Annotated in this window: 15 protein-coding genes and 1 riboswitch; of the genes, 7 read left to right on the top strand and 8 right to left on the bottom strand. The window is 52.9% G+C overall.

Going from position 1 to position 17,910, the window contains the following annotated elements:
• Nucleotides 1-21 precede the first annotated feature (21 nt).
• Nucleotides 22-1,446, top strand: coding sequence for an L-arabinose isomerase (araA, locus tag NSS83_RS18525; RefSeq protein WP_341149929.1), 1,425 nt, complete (start codon nt 22-24; stop codon nt 1,444-1,446).
• 136 nt (nt 1,447-1,582) lie between these two features.
• Here araA and NSS83_RS18520 read toward each other — a convergent pair whose 3' ends face one another.
• The 5 genes from NSS83_RS18520 to NSS83_RS18500 form a co-directional block, all read right to left on the bottom strand.
• Entirely contained in the window at nt 1,583-3,208 is a 1,626-nt protein-coding gene (locus NSS83_RS18520; protein ID WP_341183366.1) for a response regulator, read from the bottom strand.
• A 6-nt stretch (nt 3,209-3,214) separates the two neighbouring features.
• Nucleotides 3,215-4,951, bottom strand: a complete 1,737-nt coding sequence (locus NSS83_RS18515) for a histidine kinase (protein ID WP_341346223.1) — start codon at nt 4,949-4,951, stop codon at nt 3,215-3,217.
• A gap of 188 nt (nt 4,952-5,139) precedes the next feature.
• Complete coding sequence (locus tag NSS83_RS18510) at nt 5,140-6,735, bottom strand: ABC transporter substrate-binding protein (RefSeq protein ID WP_341183368.1); 1,596 nt, start codon at nt 6,733-6,735, stop codon at nt 5,140-5,142.
• Nucleotides 6,736-6,804: 69 nt separating this feature from the next.
• Nucleotides 6,805-7,719, bottom strand: a complete 915-nt coding sequence (locus tag NSS83_RS18505; protein ID WP_341015813.1) for a carbohydrate ABC transporter permease — start codon at nt 7,717-7,719, stop codon at nt 6,805-6,807.
• 15 nt (nt 7,720-7,734) lie between these two features.
• Nucleotides 7,735-8,712 carry an ABC transporter permease subunit gene (locus NSS83_RS18500; RefSeq protein ID WP_341346222.1) on the bottom strand — a complete coding sequence of 326 codons (978 nt, stop codon included), beginning with the start codon at nt 8,710-8,712 and terminating at the stop codon, nt 7,735-7,737.
• Nucleotides 8,713-8,907: 195 nt separating this feature from the next.
• Here NSS83_RS18500 and NSS83_RS18495 point away from each other — a divergent pair, with 195 nt between their 5' ends.
• The 5 genes from NSS83_RS18495 (at nt 8,908) to NSS83_RS18475 (ending at nt 14,249) form a co-directional block, all read left to right on the top strand.
• On the top strand, nt 8,908-9,864 hold the full coding sequence (locus tag NSS83_RS18495; protein WP_341346221.1) for a DUF5643 domain-containing protein: 957 nt from the start codon (nt 8,908-8,910) through the stop codon (nt 9,862-9,864).
• A 128-nt stretch (nt 9,865-9,992) separates the two neighbouring features.
• Nucleotides 9,993-10,072: riboswitch (glycine riboswitch) on the top strand.
• A 141-nt stretch (nt 10,073-10,213) separates the two neighbouring features.
• On the top strand, nt 10,214-11,590 hold the full coding sequence (locus NSS83_RS18490; RefSeq protein ID WP_341183371.1) for an amino acid permease: 1,377 nt from the start codon (nt 10,214-10,216) through the stop codon (nt 11,588-11,590).
• Between the two features lie 33 nt (nt 11,591-11,623).
• A complete protein-coding gene (locus NSS83_RS18485) occupies nt 11,624-12,571 on the top strand; it encodes a YafY family protein (protein ID WP_341183372.1) in 948 nt (315 codons plus the stop codon).
• Nucleotides 12,572-12,647: 76 nt separating this feature from the next.
• On the top strand, nt 12,648-13,196 hold the full coding sequence (locus NSS83_RS18480) for a DinB family protein (RefSeq protein WP_341183373.1): 549 nt from the start codon (nt 12,648-12,650) through the stop codon (nt 13,194-13,196).
• Nucleotides 13,197-13,427: 231 nt separating this feature from the next.
• Nucleotides 13,428-14,249 carry a methyl-accepting chemotaxis protein gene (locus NSS83_RS18475; RefSeq protein WP_341183374.1) on the top strand — a complete coding sequence of 274 codons (822 nt, stop codon included), beginning with the start codon at nt 13,428-13,430 and terminating at the stop codon, nt 14,247-14,249.
• 38 nt (nt 14,250-14,287) lie between these two features.
• Here the strand turns inward: NSS83_RS18475 and NSS83_RS18470 are convergent, their stop codons facing one another.
• Nucleotides 14,288-14,656, bottom strand: coding sequence for a DUF1304 domain-containing protein (locus tag NSS83_RS18470; protein ID WP_341183375.1), 369 nt, complete (start codon nt 14,654-14,656; stop codon nt 14,288-14,290).
• Nucleotides 14,657-14,808: 152 nt separating this feature from the next.
• On the opposite strand from NSS83_RS18470, the gene NSS83_RS18465 reads away from it, so the two are divergent.
• Nucleotides 14,809-15,318, top strand: coding sequence for a GNAT family N-acetyltransferase (locus tag NSS83_RS18465; RefSeq protein WP_341183376.1), 510 nt, complete (start codon nt 14,809-14,811; stop codon nt 15,316-15,318).
• A gap of 61 nt (nt 15,319-15,379) precedes the next feature.
• Here NSS83_RS18465 and NSS83_RS18460 read toward each other — a convergent pair whose 3' ends face one another.
• Complete coding sequence (locus NSS83_RS18460) at nt 15,380-16,783, bottom strand: S-layer homology domain-containing protein (protein WP_341346220.1); 1,404 nt, start codon at nt 16,781-16,783, stop codon at nt 15,380-15,382.
• A 118-nt stretch (nt 16,784-16,901) separates the two neighbouring features.
• Nucleotides 16,902-17,831, bottom strand: coding sequence for a phosphotransferase (locus tag NSS83_RS18455; protein ID WP_341183378.1), 930 nt, complete (start codon nt 17,829-17,831; stop codon nt 16,902-16,904).
• Between the last annotated feature and the right edge of the window lie 79 nt (nt 17,832-17,910).

Genomic DNA, 17,910 nt, shown 5'->3' with positions numbered 1-17,910 from the left:
ATAGAGAAGAGGATGAATGATATGTCAACAGTAAGCGACAAGCAATTCTGGTTCGTCGTAGGATCGCAGCACCTGTACGGAGATGAAGCACTGGGTGAAGTGAAGGCTCATGCCCAGGAAATGACCGATGCGCTCAACAATAGCGGGGTGCTTCCTTATCCGCTGGTATTGCAGGATCTGGCCGTTAGCGCAGACAAAATCACTTCCATCATGAAAGAAGTGAACTACCGTGACGAGGTTGCCGGTGTAATCACCTGGATGCACACCTTCTCCCCGGCTAAAATGTGGATTCGCGGCACGAAGCTGCTGCAGAAGCCGCTGCTGCACCTGGCTACCCAGTATAATGAGAGCATTCCTTGGGCGACAATTGACATGGACTTCATGAACCTGAACCAGGCTGCCCATGGCGACCGTGAGTATGGCTTCATCAATGCCCGTCTGAAGAAACAGAACAAAGTCGTTGTAGGATACTGGGAACGCCCGGAAGTCCAGAAGCAGATTGCTGAGTGGATGGACGTTGCCGTAGCTTATAACGAAGGCTTCAACATCAAGGTTGCCCGCTTCGGCGACAATATGCGCAATGTTGGCGTGACCGAAGGCGACAAGGTAGAAGCCCAGATCCAGTTCGGCTGGACCGTAGACTACTTCGGCATCGGCGATCTGGTGGCTTATGTGAATGAGGTGAAGCAGGAAGAGATCGATGCCCTGTTCGCAGAATATACCAAGCTGTATGCCGTTGATTACGGCACTTACAGCAAGGAAGATTGGGAAGCCAGCGTGAAGGTGCAGGCCAGCTATGAGATTGCGCTTAAGCGCTTCTTGGATGCAGGCGGCTACAATGCCTTCACCTCCAACTTCGAGGACCTGCACGGCATGAAGCAGCTTCCGGGTCTGGCGGTTCAGCGCCTGATGGCCCAAGGCTACGGCTTCGCTGGAGAAGGGGACTGGAAGACTGCGGCTCTGGACCGCCTGATGAAGGTGATGAGCCACAACCTGAACACCGGATTCATGGAAGATTACACTTATGAAATGGCAGCCGGACAGGAAGCGATTCTCCAGTCCCACATGCTGGAGGTTGATCCGAGCCTGGCCAGCAACCAGCCGAAGATCATCGTGTCCCCGCTGGGCATCGGCGACCGTGAAGATCCGGCCCGTCTCGTCTTTGACGGCAAGGCAGGCGAAGGCGTCGTAGTGTCGATGGCTGACTTTGGCACACACTACAAGCTGCTGATTAACGAAGTTACCGCCTTCGAGCCAACCGTTCCGGCTCCGAATCTGCCGGTAGCCCGTGTACTGTGGCAGGTGAAGCCTAACTTCCAGGACGGCGTTAGAGCCTGGATCGAGAACGGCGGCGGCCACCATACCGTTGTATCGCTGAACCTCACTACTGATCAGATCGTTACCTACGCCAAGCTGGTAGGACTGGAATACGTAATTATTAAGTAATAAGAGTTACTTGTTAAAGTTAACAGCGAGTGCATGTTAAAAAGAGCGAGAGGGCGTATAGCCTTTCTCGCTCTTTTTGTTTGGCGGGTATGGTGGGCGCGGCCGGCGGTATGCAAAAGACATCTGCCTGCCCCGCTTACTTCTTATTCCGCGCACGATATTGCTGCGGCGTGGTGCCGACGATCCGCTTGAACAGGTTGGAGAAGCTGCCGAGGCTGGTGTATCCGACCTGCTCGGCGATGTCGGTAATCTTCAGCTCCGTCTCCTCCAGCAGTTGCTTGGCCTTCTGCAGCCGCTCCTGTATGATCACATCCGAGATCGACAGCCCGGTCTCCTTCTTGAACAGCCGGGACAAATAGGCCGGGTTCAGATAGACATAGGCTGCGAGTTCGTCGCGGGTGATCTCTTCGCTCAGGCGCGAGCGGATATACTGCCGGATCTTGGTGACCGTGGCCGAGGATACGTTATTGCTGGTCTGCAATAAGCGCATTACGGCTCCCAGGCATTCCAGCGCCCAATGCTGGAGCGAAGCGGACTGCTTCGGATAATTTTCCTTATCCATCAAGGGCTTCAGCTCGGCTGAGGCATGTGCGGATAAGCCTTTTTTGGCGAGAACGGTGTGTACAATGAACAGAATGCCGTGAATAAGCTGACGGTGCAGCTCACTTGTCCAGCGGCCAGGCTCAATGCCCGAGAACCACAGCGTCACGCGGCGCTCCAGCTCCTCCAGCTCGCCAAGCTCCAGAAGGGTCGCCCACTCTCCGAAGATATGCATAGGCGCTGCCTGAGGCACAGGCGCAAGCGGCTGATCTCGGCCATACGCCTGATCCTCCGGTCCGAACACCTGACGCGAACGGTTCAGGTTGCGTTGTTCCCGCTCCGTGACATCCGTGTATGCACTCATGATACCGGACAGAGGGACACCCGCACTGATGTAGATCGACAGGGAGCAATGCAGCAGCCGCCCGCAGGTATCCAGGAAATTGCGGCCATTCTGCTCCAGCTTATGCCTGGCGGTGTTCATATCGCCACGCACGTAGATGACCGCCAGATTATGGCCGACCTGATCCTGCAGCACAGTGCCTTCCAGCCCGCTTAGCAGCAGCTCATCGGCCATGTTGCGCAGTGCATACTCCATAATCGTCTCATCCCGTGCGCTAAGGTTCTCCTTCCACTGCTCCAGCCCCAGGAGGGCGAGGAAGTAGCGGTCTCCGGGCTGCAGATCCAGATTGTAGGTGTTCGCCGGAAGGGTGAGCGATTCCAGCACAGGCGCTGCCCGCTGGCTGAGAATATCCTGCCAGAACCGTTCCACCAGCAGGGGGAGCTGATGCTCCCACTGTCTCCGGTACTCCTGGATCAGGGTCTCGAACTGCTGCTGCTCCTTTTGCTTGCTGATCTCGAATAGCGCCTCACGGCAGATCTTCATCAATTCCTCATAGTCTACCGGCTTGAGCAGATAATGGAAGGCACCGTGATGAATCGCGCGCTGGGCGTACTCGAAATCGGCATGGCAGGTCAGCATAATCGTCAGCGTGCCGGGAGCGGATTGCTTCACCCAGGACAGCAGCTCCAGGCCGTTTCTGCCCGGCATTTCGATATCGCAGATCAGCAGATCTACGGGCTGCTGCTCAAGAATGGCAATCGCCTGATCCACGTTCTCCGCCAGACAGACATCTGATACGCTAAGCGCGCTCCAATCCACCCCCTGCTGGAGGCCGAGCAAGGCGAAGTATTGGTCGTCAACGATTAGAACTCTGTACATTGAACGTCACAGCTCCTTTTGAACGGGTAGTCTGATTTCCACAACCGCGCCTCCGTCTGGGGCATTGCGGAAGGTAAGCCGTGCCCGGTTGTTATAGAACATCAGCATGCGTCTGTATACGTTCCATATTCCCAGATGGCGGTCTGTCGGCTTGCGCTCATACACGCCTTGATTGAGCATGTCGAGCTGAGCTGCGGAGAAGCCCGGCCCGGAATCGCGGATCTGAATGGCAATGCAGGTGTTGCCGCTCTCCCCGGCTTCTTCACTGACGGTTATGCCAACGTTGAAGGGCTTCGAATTGTTGATGAATCCATGCTTGATCGCATTCTCGACGAAGGGCTGGATCAGCAGCGGCGGTATCAGTGTAGATTCAAGCTCCTGCGGAAGCTGCACCTCATAAGACAGCTTGTTCGGATACATGACCATCTGAATCTCGATATAATTCTGAATATGACCCAGCTCGCCGCGCAGCGGAATCCAGGCGTCATTGGTATTCATAATGAAGCGGAAGTGGGAGACCAGATGTCCGATCATTTTTTTGATCAGCGCATATTGCTTCAGCTCTACCAGATGAAAGACGATATTCAGGGAATTCATGAAAAAATGGGGATTGATCTGCGCCTGAAGATGCTTCAGCTCGGCCTGCTGCACCTTCATCTGCTCCTCATACACATCAATCTTGAGATTGCCGATCTGCTCGGCCATCTGGTTGAATTGCATTGTAATGATCTGGAACTCCCTGCTGTTGCCGTCCTTCAGCCGGTATTCCAGCTGTCCCTTACCAAGGATACGCATCCCGCTGGTCAATTGCTGGATAGGCTTGAACACCAGTCTGCTGAGCAGAGCCAGCAGGATAACCATCACGAGGATAATGGCGAAGGGAATGACCTTGATGATCCGCTGGAAGATCGGCAGCTCGTCCAGAATCGATTTCTCGTCAAGCAGGAAGAAGACATTCAGATTGGAATACTGTGAAGGCTTGTCAATCAGCAGATAAGAATTGCCGTTGCTCAGCCGGATCGCTGCGTCCACCGGACGGTCAGGGCGTCCCAGCTGGGTGCGGATGAGCGCAAGATCTTCACTGGAGAACTGGCCCCAGAGCAATTTACCGTCATTGTCGATCATGCCCACCTGCCCGCTGCCTCCGGTAGACTCCAGCTGGGTCAGCGGCTGGGCCAGAGAATCAATACTGACCAGTACCCCCATGAGAAGCCGTCCGCTCTTGTCCGGCAGCACCTTGAATAACACCGGCTCGTCGCCGAGGGTCACAGTCTCCCACTTCAGGGAACCCTGGAGATTAGGAGACTTCAGGCGCGAGGACAGCCCGGAGGCAATGACCTCCTTCTCCTGGTAATACTCTCTCTGGCTGCTGAGGAATAACTCGTCCCGGTCCTGATGGTAGACGAAGACACTGCGGATAATAGTGTAGTAGCTGACATCGCTGTACCACTGGTCCATCAGCTTGCGGATGGACAGATAATAATTGACGCTGTCGGGCCCGCTGTCCGAATAGAGCTCCAGCAGCATGTTTTCATTGGCGGTACGCAGCAGATAATGGCTGGTCTGCTCCAGCAGCTCATCGAGTGTACCTAAGTGCAGGGTCAACGTGTCCGAAGCAGACTTCGCAACCTTCTCCCGGACAATGTTGGTGGAATAGAGATTGGTGTAGGAGAGGAAGAGGAACAGCGGTGTGACCAGCAGCAAGACAAGAGCACTCACTTTGAATCGCAATGATAGTTTCACAGTCTTCCCCCTTATCCTTAGGTACATTTACACGCTGAGCGGCAGGAAAGGGGAAGGACGGCAGCCGTCCTTCCCCTTAGCTTAAAATATAAGGAATTGTATGTTCCACACGACAACTTATCCTTATATTTCTCGCTGAAACGGGTGCCGTCCTTAAAAGGACGGCATCGTCGTTTCCACTTGTTTGTTTAGGATTGTTTTGCCTTCCAGGCATCGTATTGCTTCTGAACCTCGGCGCGGATCTCTTCAATGCCGTTAGCCTTCAGTTTATTATTGTATTCCGTCAGCACCTTGTCTACTCCCAGACTGCCCGTTTCCAGCAGCGGGCGGAATTCCTTGATAATATTGCTGACTACGGAGACCTGTGTTTTGACAGCATCGGTATTGAAGTTAAAGCCGAAGGATTTCACCTTATGGGCGCTCTCGTTATAGGCCTTGAACTTCTCCCATTTATCGGCACTTTCGCCTTCCCACAGGTAGGTTATGGTCTGATTACCGAACATCCATTCAATGCCCGGCGCCCAGCCTGTATCGGCACGGGTAGCAATGCCGTCAGGCAGCTTGATGAAGTTGTCCTTGCCTTCTACCTTGACATACTGCCGTCCCTCTACGCCGAAGTCAATCAGATTGACCAGAACCGGGTCGGTATGCAGCAGGTTCAGCAGCATCATCGTCCGCTCGGGATCAATTGAGGTGCGTCCGATGGCCATCATGGAGTTGCTGACGCTGGCTGTGCTGATCTCAGGTTCATTCCCCTTCAGCTTCACCAGCTCAATGCCGGTGGCGATGGAATCTTCCTTGTCGGAGTCCGGTTTGTCAGAACCGAATTTCATCCAAGTCTTGCCGGCCTTGAAAGCGTCTTCAGTACTGGTCTTGGTCGTTGCCGCATCTTTATTGATGTAGCCTTTGGCGAACCAGTCGCCGTAGAGCTTCATCCGGTAGATCGCGGTGTCAGACTCCATCGAGCTGATCACCATCTTATCGGTCTTGGTATCCAGGACGATTCCGGCAGGAGCGCCTGCCACCAGCTCATAGCGGAAGTTCTCCTTCATGCTCTCTCTGGTCTTGTCGAAGTAGCCCAGGGTATCCGAGCCGCTGCCGGAGAGCCAGATTGGCGCGATGGCCGGTTCCTTCTCCTTGATCGTCTGCAGCCATGGCTCCAGATCCTCCAGCGTCTCAATCGAGTTCACATCGAAGCCGTATTTATCCACCAGATCCTTGCGGAACATAATGGTATGACTCTCGCCGATTTCCTTATTGGTCGGAATGGCGTAGATTTTACCGTCTACCTTGCCGCCGTCAAAGAAGCGGGGGTCCAGCGTCTCCTTGATGCCTTGTCCATATTTATCGAGCAGCTCATCCAACGGGAGGAATGCGCCTTTGGCTACGTTATTGGCGAAATCCGCCCAGTTCGGAGCGAAGGTCAAATCGACCTGTTCACCGGATTGATAGGCCAATGCCATCTTCTCAGCCCAGGAGGACCAAGGGAGTCCCTGGAAGTCAATCTCGGCGTTGATTTTTTCTTTGAGATACTTGTTGATCTCGTCTACAACCGCTTTGGTATCATTTTGCGGGAAATTCCCGACCGTGTACACTTTCAGCTTGCGGAACGTTGAGGTGTCAGGATTCGTGCTGCCTTCCGTACCTGCTGTTGTAGCTGCTGCTGTCGATTCTGCCTTGGACGGGGCGGATGCACCTGAATTGCCCCCGCCGCATCCGGTAATGCCCAGTATCACGGCGGTTAGGGCAGCAAGCACCGCGCCCGAGCTTCTGGTTGTTCTCATTTGTATGAACCTCCTCAATGATAATTAGATCATATATTCTAACCGGCATTTACGCCAGAGCTAGACCCATTAACCTTTGATCGCCCCAATCGTGAGGCCTTTGGTAAAGTACTTCTGGAAGAACGGATAGATGAACAGAATGGGACCAATCGACAGCACAACCATGGCCATGCGCAGACTTTCGGTTGGAACGGATTCCTGTACCATCAGGGCGACACCGGTGCCGGCAAGCTGGGTTTTGAAGAATTCGGCCTGGCGGATCATCTGGATCATGACGTACTGCAGCGAGAACTTATTGGTGTCATTAATGAACAGCATGGAGTTGAACCAGTCATTCCAGTACATCAGCGTAGTGAACAGTCCGATGGTCGCCAGTACAGGCAGGGAGATCGGCAGCACGAGCTGGAAGAAGATCCGCCATTCCGAAGCTCCGTCGAGCTTGCCGGATTCAATCATCTCCTCCGGGATGGTCTGCTGGAAGAAGGTACGGGTGATGAAGATATAGAAGGCATTGGACAAGCCGGGCAGGATCAGAGCGACCAGCGAGTCCTTCAGATCGAGATAATTCACGTACAGCAGATAGAAGGGAACCAGTCCGCCCGAGAACAGCATCGTGATCAGCAGATAGAAGTTGAATGTCTTTTTAAAAGGGAAATCCTTCCGGTAGAGCGGATACGCATACAGTGCAATCAGCAGCACGGCCAGAACAGTTCCGATAAGGGTAACGGTCAAGCTGACACCATACGCCTTAACCAGTGTCTCCGAATGCTTGAACAAATATTGGTACGCGGACGCATCGATATGATCGGGCCAGAACTTGTAACCCTGGAGCGTCAAGGCCTTCTCGTTGGTTAAGGAGATAGCGACAATGAGCACGATCGGCAGGATACACGCCAGGCTGAAGGCGATGAAGAACACATTCAGAATAATCTGGGCGGTGGTAGAGCCTTTGGTATAAGGGTTGCTTCGGGATGCAGTAGTCATTAGAATCCTCCGTTTCTAGAAAAGAGCCGTATCGCGGTTCAGCTTACGGGCCAGTGCATTCGCGCCGATGACCAGGAAGAAGCCGACGACCGATTGATAGAAGTTCGCCGCAGAGGACATCCCCAGGTCATTGAGCTGGATCAGGCCCCGGTAGACATAGGTGTCGATGACGTCCGTAGTCGAGCGCAGCGCACCGGAGTCCAGGGTCACATGGTAGAACAGCCCGAAGTCAGAGCGGAAGATACCGCCCATATTAAGAATCGTGAGAATGACCATGATCGGCGTAAGCAGCGGCAGGGTAATCTTGGTGATCTGCTGCCATTTGCTGGCCCCGTCCATCACCGCAGCCTCGTACAGCTCTTCGCTGATGCCGGTGATCGCTGCAAGATAGATGACGCTGCCGATCCCGATGGAGTGCCACATTTTGGTGATCCACAGAATGTAAGGCCATGCGTTAGGATGCATATAAGCGTTCACCGAGGAGTAGCCGAACATCGGCAGAATATGCTTGACCAGGAAGCCATACTCCGGGTGCAGGAAGGCATAGACGATGAAGCTGACCACGACCATGGACAGGAAGTTCGGCATAATCATCACGGTCTGGAAGAACTTCGAAGCCAGCTTGTTACGCACCTCATTGATCGCAATCGCCAGCGAGACGGAGAGAATTAGGCCTGAGATAATGAAGACCACATTGTACCCCACGGTGTTGATCGTCACGCGCAGGGCGTCAGAGGTGGCGAAGAGGAACCGGAAGTTATCCAGCCCGGCCCAGGGACTGCCCATAATGCCATCAATGTAGTTGATGTTCTTGAAGGCAATGAATAATCCGAACATCGGAATATAGCAGTTGATGAAAAAGATAATCGACGTGGGCAGCAGCATCAGCAGCAGCACCCGGTATCGCACGATATTGTGCAGCAGACGGCCGAAACGGCCCTGGGGCGGTGTCGCTGGCTTGGTGTTCATAGCTTGTGGTGCGGGATTTGCCATAAGTTCTAACCTCACTCTACTTGTTCTGGATGAATTTATTATAGTAGAGCAGCCCTTCGGAATTCTTTCTTGGAAATGACTCTGTTTATTCAAAAATGACTTTGTACGGAGCGCGTGAATTCAGCGCTCTTGTCACAAACCGGCAGGAGGGGAACGTTATACCTGTATATTCTTAATCAGTAAAGGAGAAAAGCTATGTACACGATCAGCTTAAATACCATGAAGAAAGCAATTATAGCAACAGCAGTAACCGCTGTACTCGGAGGAACAGTTGTCGGCGGGGGATTCACTGTAGCCGTAGCGGCGGCAGCCGATGTCAACAAGGATACTAAGGCTGGCAGCGTATTCGCGATCAGCGATAACGCCACTCTGAAGGCGATTGTTCAGAAAAAGCTTGCTGCCGCCCCGAATCAGGCCGTGACCCAGGAGGGGGTAACCCTGACACTAACCGATCTGATCTATGACAGTAATGAGCTTGTCGCAGGCATCCGGCAGGAGGGAGGGACGGTAGACAAGTATGGTTCCTTCATGGACCCATCCAGAACTGTGGATGTATTGGTCAATGGGAAAAAGCTGCTGTACGATACGTCCATCTCCACAAATTCCGAAGATACGGACACGGCGTTGATCCGGCTAACTAAAGGAGCTATGAAGCAGCAAATCCCGGATAAGTTCGACCTTACGCTGAAGGCATACGCCAACGGGGTGAAGGAGCCATTTATATTTAAAGTTCAAGTGAACAAGCTGGGGACCCTGTTAACCGTGAAGCCGGGCGTTTCCAAAAAGAACAGCACATTCAGCTACACAGTGACATCCTTCCAGATGACCCCGTTGACAATGTCTCTGCAGGTGAGCTTCAAGGGGGAAGTTCCGGCAGCGGCCAAGTCCAAGGGGAACCCGGAAAGAATGTTATATGACCTTGTGGATGAGAAGGGAAATGTGAGCTCGCCGTGGGGCAAGCCGTTTGAGAAGGTTAAGACAAGCGGTACCGAGGAGCAGAACTACGGCGCTTTTCCGGCCGTCCCGAAGACCATTAGTGTTAAGCCGTTTACGTATGCCAAGGATGCCAGCGGGAAAATGTTCAAGGACAAACAGGGCCAATGGGCTAAAACCTATTATAAAGATCTGGAAACCAAAATTACGGTTAAATAACAAGCGATGTAACTAATGTTATTGACAGAAGTCTGGGCTATGAATAGAATTGACAAATATTTAGATGAAGTCCGCTTCAAATAATTAAATATTCGCAAGCTATGAAGGCTATGGATCACACTATAGCTGGAGCAGCTTCTGGAGAGACTGCGGGAGACCGCAGCGCCGAAGGGTTCACAATCTCAGGCAAAAGGACAGAAGAGTACCGGATTTCTATTTCCCTGGCTGATTTCCTTCAGCGTAGGCAGATAGCTTATTTGGAACCTCTTATGAACCGGGAGATTGGATGATATCCAGTCTCCTTTTTTGCGTTATTTGCAGCGTTGAATTCATTAAGGGGGAAACAGGAATGGCACAGACAGAATTAAAAAGAGAGCTCGCGAACCGGCATGTCCAGCTTATCGCTATCGGCGGTACGATTGGAACAGGGTTATTTCTCGGCTCAGGCAAGGCGATCCAGCAGGCCGGGCCTTCCATCATGCTCACGTATCTGATCGTGGGAATCGCCGTGTTTTTTGTGATGCGGGCGCTGGGGGAACTGCTGCTCTCGAAGGCGGGGTATCAATCTTTTACAGACATTGCTGAGGATTACCTGGGGCCGCGCGCGGCATTCATTACGGGCTGGACCTACTGGTTCTGCTGGATTATGACGGCGATGGCCGATGTGATTGCGGTGGGCGTCTATGTGCAGTACTGGTTCGATATTCCGCAGTGGGTACCGGCCGTGATCTGCCTGATCATTCTGCTCGGACTCAATCTGCTCACGGTCAAAAGCTTCGGCGAACTCGAATTCTGGTTTGCTCTGATCAAGGTGGTTACAATTCTGGCTCTGATCGGCCTGGGGATTGTCCTGCTGGTGACCGGGTTCAAGACGGATGCAGGCTCGGTGTCAGTCCGCAATCTCTGGGAGCATGGGGGCGTGTTCCCGAACGGGGTGAAGGGCTTCTTATTTTCCTTCCAGATGGTGGTATTCGCTTATGTCGGCGTGGAATTGGTGGGGGTATCGGCAGCGGAGACTGCGAATCCTGAGAAAAACATCCCGTCCGCAATCAACAAAATTCCGCTGCGGATTCTGTTCTTCTATGTAGGCGCGCTCTTCGTGCTTCTGTGCATTAATCCCTGGACCCAGCTTAGCGCGGCGGAAAGCCCGTTCGTGCGTACCTTCAGTTTGGTCGGGATTCCGATTGCTGCGGGAATTATCAATTTCGTGGTCTTAACCTCGGCGGCCTCCGCCTGCAACAGCGGGATGTTCTCGACCAGCCGGATTCTCTACAATCTGAGCAGACGGAATCAGGCCTCGCCGCAGCTTGGCAAGCTGAACCGGAATCATGTGCCTGCGAATTCCCTGTTTATCTCCACCCTGGTGATCTCTGCCGGAGCACTGCTCAGCAAGCTCATTCCGGGTCAGGCCTTCGGCATCGTGACTACGATCAGCGCTATTTGCTTCATCTGGGTCTGGGGCGTTGTGCTAGTCTGCCATATCAAGTATAAAAGGAACCGCCCGGATTTACATGCCGTTTCCAAATTCAAAGCGCCGTTCACCCCGGTGATTAACTATGCTGTTCTGACGCTGTTTGCCGCCATTCTTGTGATCATGCTCTTTGCCGATGAGACGCGTCCGGCGCTGCTGTTCACTCCGCTCTGGTTCATCCTGCTGTTCGTTCTGTACTCCATCAGAAGCCGTAAGGAGAAAAGTGAACAGGAAATCAGTATAATCAATACATAAACTGATTTCAGGATGAAGAGGTGCAGCCGCCGCATGAACAAGACAGACCGCATGTTAGCCATCGTACTGGAGCTGCAGCGCAAAGGAGTCGTACGGGCAGAGGATCTGGCGTCTGTCTTCGAGACCAGTGTAAGAACCATCTACCGCGATATCCAGGCGCTTAGTGAAGCCGGAGTGCCGGTGGTAGGAGCTACAGGTCAGGGATATTCACTGGTAGAGGGGTATTTCCTGCCCCCGGTCAGCTTCACAGCGGAGGAGGCTGTGACTCTGCTGATCGGGACGGATTTCGTGGAGCAACGGTTCGATACGGAGTATGGTAACCGGGCTTCCGCAGCAGGCAGGAAGATTGAAGCGATTCTGCCGGGTGATACCAAGGAGAATGCCGCCCGGCTCCGCCAGAGCATCCTGCTGCTGAGTACCAGTAAAGATAAGCTGCAAGGACAGGACAAGGAGTACATGGAGCAGATCCGCCGCGCGATTCTGGAGCAGCGGAAGATCAGCTTCGGGTATACGAAGGGCAGACAGGAAGCTGACGGAAGTCACCGGAGTGTCCGAACCGCCTCGCCGTATGGACTTGTCCTGAACAGAGGTGCCTGGACCCTGGTCGCCTGGTGCTGGCTGCGGCAGGAAATCCGTCATTTCCGGTTATCCAGAATGAGCGGGCTTACCGTTCTGGACGACCGGTTCGAAGTGCCTGCTGATTTCGATCTGCACGCGTACCAGCCGGAGGATGACCGCCATGTACGCGTGTGCATTTTGGTGCATCCCGAGATCGCTGACAAGGCTGCTGAATCGAATAACTTTTATCTGGAGGCCGTGGAGGACCGGGCAGACGGCAGGCTTATGACCTTCCGCGTGCGTCAGCCCGGGGACCTGCTGCAATGGGTGCTTGGCTGGGGAGCGGGGGCGGTTGTCCTGGAGCCGGAAGCCTTGCGGAAGCTTGTGCGGGAGGAAGCGGCAAAAATGCTGGAACGCTACTGACATAACGTTGTCAGTAGCGTTTGTGTATATTCAGGTCAGACCTTAAGAATAAAGGAGCTGCCTGAAACCTATGAATATGAATACGAAGACTACGGAAGCCTTACAGCAATTTGAAAAGACTGCGAATCACTATCTTATGGAATTAGATACCTTCAGTATGGAGCAGCTGCTGCGGCAGCCGGCTGACGGAGAGTGGTCCCTCGGGCAGATGGTTCAGCATTTGATACAATCGGCGCTGTACATGCAGCTCCGTAATATCGATCTGTGTCTGGCCGGGAACGGGGAAGCGGCGGGCAAGGAAGCAGAGATGACTCCGGATGGTAAAGCGGTTTTTGCCGGGGGCAGCTTCCCGCCTGTGCGCGTTCATGTTCCGCCGTCACCGCAGTATACGCCGGTGCAGCCGGAGAGCAAGGAGCAGCTGATCCAAGGCCTGAACACAGTGATGGAGCGTATGCGCGAGACCCTGCCGAAGCTTGCGCAGGCACCTGAGCACAGCACCGCCCCTCATCCCCGGTTCGGCCCCTTGTCTGCGGCAGAATGGTATCTGCTGATTGAGATGCACTACCGCCATCACTTGCTGCAGCTGAACCGGTTGAAGGATTTCTTAGGATCAAGTGTAGCGTAATAAAAGAACGCCAATAAGCCGAAGCCTGTCAGTAGTAACTGAGGGCTCCGGCTATTTTGCTACATTGATCACGTCGAGGGCTCACGGGCTAAATGTAATCGAAAAAGCGATCACAATGGTCAAATTTTAATTATTCATTTTTGAATAAAGGAGGTTTGTCGCAACATGTCGAACTTAACTCTTAATTTCGCAGTACCCTGAAGCTAACTGAATAAAAGGAGACCCTCACCTATGAAAAACATCGTACGCTCCCTTGAAGATATAATAAATCTCGCGCCCGTTCTGAAAGCTGCTTTTCCATACGATATCTCGATTGCCGTCTGTGATACCGAGAAGTTTCTCGCCTATTACCCTGGGGATTCCATTGATCTGGGGATTCGCGCCGGGCAGATTATTCACGCAGACGAACCTCTGTATCATGCACTGAAAAATGATGAATACTCAAGGGCCAACGTTCCCAAAGAGTATTATGGATACGAATTTGTGGGTACGGTCCTTCCGGTACATGGAGAGGATGAACGTGTCTGCGGGGCGGTCTGTATTCAGGTGCGCAGACAGACCGAGCTGCGGGAAATTGCCGACCGGATGGCACTGTCGCTGAATCAGGCTAATGCGCGGATCATGCAGGTAGCGGGCGGGTCTAACCAGCTGGCCGGCTTCTCTCAGAAGCTGCTGGTCCAGTCTGAGACCACTGCTGCAAGTGTCCAAAAAAGCGATGAAGTGCTGGCTGTTCTGAGGAAGGTTGCCGACCAGACGCATCTGCTTGGAATTAATGCGGCCATTGAGGCCGCCCATGCCGGAGAGAAGGGCCGGGGCTTCGACATTGTCGCCAGAGAAATCCGCAAGTTCTCACAGGAGACCGAGCAATCCGCGCAGCGGATACGGGACACCCTGCGGGAGATCCAGACAGCGATGAAGGGAATCGGCCAATCCATCGGTCAGATTGCCTCAGTGGGACAAGAGCAGGCAGCTTCAACGCAAGAGATGTCCAGCTTCATTGAGGAGATCCGGGCGATGTCTGAGCAGTTGAATCAGTTCGCGCAGAAGCTGTGAGGGTAAGTGTGGAAGCTGCCTGGATAAGCCCGCAAATCTTACAGATGTGCGATAATTGTAGCCGCCAGCGCCAGGAAGGCTGGTAGGCCCTGCATCAGCAGGATGGATCTCTTGGAGGTGAGTCCGCCGTAGATGGCCGCAACCGCCACGCAGATCAGGAAGAACAGCTGCAGCTGGTAACCGAAGTCTGCGCTCGGATGCAGCAGGCCCCAGATTAGACCGGCTGCCAGGAAGCCGTTATACAAGCCCTGGTTGGCAGCAAGCGACTTCGTCTCCCGGGAGAACGCAGGGGTCAATCCGAACGCCTTCTGTGCTCTCGGGGTGGTCCATAGAAACATCTCCAGTACTAGTATGTACACATGCTCTAGTGCTACTAAGGCAACAAGAATTAAACTTACAGTCATCATAAAGAGTCCCTCTTTTCAAGTGATGTGAGTCGAATTAAGCCTATCATTTAAATTGTGCAAAATATAATTTTACGAACTTAAATATACCGGACTTTTTGATATTTGTCAATTTACTACAAATCGTAAAATTGGAATGTAAGGGGGCAAGAAGAGTGATACATATAAGAACGTTAACCCCGTCTGATGCCGAAGTCTACCGGGCGCTTCGTTTGCAGTCGCTGCAGCAGCACCCGGAAGCTTTTCTAAGCTCCTATGAAGTGGAAGCGAAGTTGTCTATCGAGACTACCCGGATTAAGCTGGACTCCTCGGATGAGCATTTCACCCTGGGTGCCTTCTTGGATGGGGAGCAGAGACTGGCGGGAATGGCCACCTTGTTCCGGGAGAGCAGGCCCAAGATTCAGCACAAAGCTCATGTCTATGCAGTATATGTAGATCCAGGAGCCCGTAAATATGGCACGGGCCGTGCGCTGATGCTTGAGCTAATAGCACGGGCGAAGGCCGCGCCGGGACTGGAGCTGCTGACGCTGACCGTAACCTCCAATAACGTTCCGGCCAAAAGACTCTACGAATCTCTGGGATTCGTCCGCTACGGCACAGAGCCGAAGGCGATGAAGCTTGGCAGCGAGTACCTGGATGAGGATCTGATGGTGCTGATGCTGTAAAATACAGCAAAAGCCCCTCCTGCCATTACGGCAGAAGGGGCAAAGATGAAGGGAAGGTTGCTTACTTCGCAGATTTTCCGCTCAGGATAGCCTTCACCTGGCTGACCATTGCCGCTGCGTCAGCACTGGTGACACCGTCCTGCGGATGGAAGCTTCCATCTTGATCCAGCTTCACGATCTTGAGGGCAAGCGCGGTCTGAATGGCTCCCGAGTTCAGGATATTGATCTTGTCATTATCCTTGATCTCCACCGGGATCAGCTTGATCATCGGCAGTTGGCCGCTGCTCTGGAGTGTGTTGATGAGCAGATACGTGAACGATTCACGGGTCACGCTCATATTCGGATCGATTTTGATCTGAAGATTCGCCTCAGGTCCGGCAGCATCCTTGATGAACTGTACGGCCTCGGTGGCAGTGATGTACTCATTTACAGCATCAGGCGCCGGATGGGCCTTGAGATAGTTCGCCGCATTCCCGGCAATAGAAGCAGCTTCAGGGCGGGTAATCCCTGCTTTGGGATTGAAGTTACCTGCAGCATCCAGCTCCACGAAGCCGAAGGCAATGGCGGCCTGGATGGCACCCGAGTTCAGGATATTGATCTGATCGCCGTCCTTCACCTCTACCGGAATGACGTTAATCATCGGCAGTTGCCCGCTGGTCTGTAGAGTATGGATCAGCAGATAGGTGAATTCTTCGCGGGACATGCCGGCCGCCGGATCAATCTTGATTTGCAGATCCGCTGCAGGTCGGGCCACCTCTTTTATCACCTGTACGGCTTGTGCTGCTGTAAGCACCTCGTCCGTAGCCACCGGTGCCGGATGTGCCTTCAGATAAGACAGTGCATTGCTGATGGCTACTGCCGCTTCCGCACGGGTGATCTCCTGTTTCGGGTTAAGCTTGCCGCTGTTATCCAGCTTCAGGACACCGTAATTCAGCGCACGCTGCAGGGCACCGGAGTATTCCACCTTCACCTGATCCTGATCGGCGTACTCTACCACCACCGGCTTAATCATCGGCAGACGGTTCGTATTCTCCATCGCATCAATGAGCTGATAGGTAAACTCTTCGCGGGTCAGCTTCTCACCAGGCTTCAGATCCGCAGGCAGGTCCAAGCCGTGCACACCAGCAATAATCAGCGCCTGTGCATACCAGGCGGAGTCGTTGGCATTCTTGAAATAGTCGGTAGCATGCGGCTCCTTCACGAACCGGATCGTATCCAGATTCAGATCAAGCGCACTGACGATCATCTGCACCCCCTGGGCTGCTGTGATGCTGAGGTTCGGGCCGAACAGGTCCGCGCTGATGCCTTTAATCAGGCCGCTGTTCTGAAGCGCGATAATCTTGTCTTTATCCTGCACGTTATGGATATCCTTGAAGGCTGCAGCCGAGACGAATTGTTGCCCTGTGAAGCTGAGCGCCAGAGCGGCTGCTGCGGATAGGGTGATCATCTTGAATGTCTTCTTCATGTCCAGTCACCTCGTGAGTAGTTTGTAGTTTATTTGTGATCATAGACGGCGGCGTAGTCAAAAAGGTTCCAGTAAAAATAAAAAAATAAATTATAAAAAAAGCACTGGCCGCTTAGGGCTAGTGCCGTTTTCTCATACAAATCTCCTGCCATCTCATAAGCCATCCATACTGCTCATCGCAGAATTCTTTCGTTACAGACTGTAGCCCCTGGCAGCGGACAATGCGGGAGATAATCTGATAATGCCTTACCGCAATGAAGTCAAAAATCGCGTAGATCTCAATGTTACTCAGGGTTCGCACCTTACAATACCCGGTATAGAAGCGTTCGAATAAACGCTGGGTAGTATCATACATTGAGTCTTGATATCGATTGAAATGAGTTGCGTCAGACATGTATGCCACGTCCATGCCGGGATAGTCGCCGGAGGCATCATCAAAATCCATAAAGATATATTGCCCATTGCGGTTCCTAATCATATTGCCTGTATGAAGGTCGCCGTGACAAAAGCCCTGTGGAAGCTTTGACATACGGCCCCACAATTCATTTCCATATTGGTTAAGAGCAGCCACGGAGTTTGAATCACAGTCCAGTTCGCTCATAATAGAGAGATAATCATCAATATATTCATTTTTTGTCCGCTTAATCAGTTGTTCTCCAGGGTAATTCTGCATTAGCTTATGAAGCTCGGCTGTCTGGTAACCGATAAGCTCCGCTTCGGCAAATCCATCAGGATTGTCACCCTCTACATAGTCGAAGAGCACAGCGTTTTGCCGGCCCTCCGGGGCTTCAAGAAGAATGTGACTCTTTTGTCTGACAGTTCTCAGCACCGTCACAGCCGGAAAGGAATGAGCGTGCAAGTAGTCAAGAATTCGAAGAGACTGCATGGCATCGGCCGTTTTGAAGCTGCGGTATATTTTGAGCACATAACGCTTATTCCCGCCTTCTGCCAAATAAACCGAGCCAATCATCTCCCGGTGAAGCTTGATCTGCTCAATACGTAACGGGTAGGATTGGTTAATCTCACGGATAAGATGATCATGGTTCATCTGGCAGCGTCCCCTTTATGAATGGCTCCAACTGCTATTCATTATCCTAGGGGAGAAACACAGATGTATAGAGAAAGAT

This window comes from Paenibacillus sp. FSL H3-0469, assembly GCF_038051945.1.
Taxonomy (GTDB): domain Bacteria; phylum Bacillota; class Bacilli; order Paenibacillales; family Paenibacillaceae; genus Paenibacillus_AQ.
Note: the sequence above shows the minus strand (reverse complement) of the source record. Positions and strands in the feature narration are given on the sequence as shown.

Excerpts from the sequence above, each read along its gene's own strand:
- NSS83_RS18510 (WP_341183368.1), bottom strand. The coding sequence starts at position 6,735 with ATGAGAACAACCAGAAGCTCGGGCGCGGTGCTTGCTGCCCTAACCGCC.
- NSS83_RS18505 (WP_341015813.1), bottom strand. The coding sequence starts at position 7,719 with ATGACTACTGCATCCCGAAGCAACCCTTATACCAAAGGCTCTACCACC.
- NSS83_RS18490 (WP_341183371.1), top strand. The coding sequence starts at position 10,214 with ATGGCACAGACAGAATTAAAAAGAGAGCTCGCGAACCGGCATGTCCAG.
- NSS83_RS18495 (WP_341346221.1), top strand. The coding sequence starts at position 8,908 with ATGTACACGATCAGCTTAAATACCATGAAGAAAGCAATTATAGCAACA.
- NSS83_RS18460 (WP_341346220.1), bottom strand. The coding sequence starts at position 16,783 with ATGAAGAAGACATTCAAGATGATCACCCTATCCGCAGCAGCCGCTCTG.
- NSS83_RS18520 (WP_341183366.1), bottom strand. The coding sequence starts at position 3,208 with ATGTACAGAGTTCTAATCGTTGACGACCAATACTTCGCCTTGCTCGGC.
- NSS83_RS18500 (WP_341346222.1), bottom strand. The coding sequence starts at position 8,712 with ATGGCAAATCCCGCACCACAAGCTATGAACACCAAGCCAGCGACACCG.
- NSS83_RS18475 (WP_341183374.1), top strand. The coding sequence starts at position 13,428 with ATGAAAAACATCGTACGCTCCCTTGAAGATATAATAAATCTCGCGCCC.
- NSS83_RS18480 (WP_341183373.1), top strand. The coding sequence starts at position 12,648 with ATGAATACGAAGACTACGGAAGCCTTACAGCAATTTGAAAAGACTGCG.
- araA (WP_341149929.1), top strand. The coding sequence starts at position 22 with ATGTCAACAGTAAGCGACAAGCAATTCTGGTTCGTCGTAGGATCGCAG.
- NSS83_RS18485 (WP_341183372.1), top strand. The coding sequence starts at position 11,624 with ATGAACAAGACAGACCGCATGTTAGCCATCGTACTGGAGCTGCAGCGC.
- NSS83_RS18470 (WP_341183375.1), bottom strand. The coding sequence starts at position 14,656 with ATGATGACTGTAAGTTTAATTCTTGTTGCCTTAGTAGCACTAGAGCAT.
- NSS83_RS18455 (WP_341183378.1), bottom strand. The coding sequence starts at position 17,831 with ATGAACCATGATCATCTTATCCGTGAGATTAACCAATCCTACCCGTTA.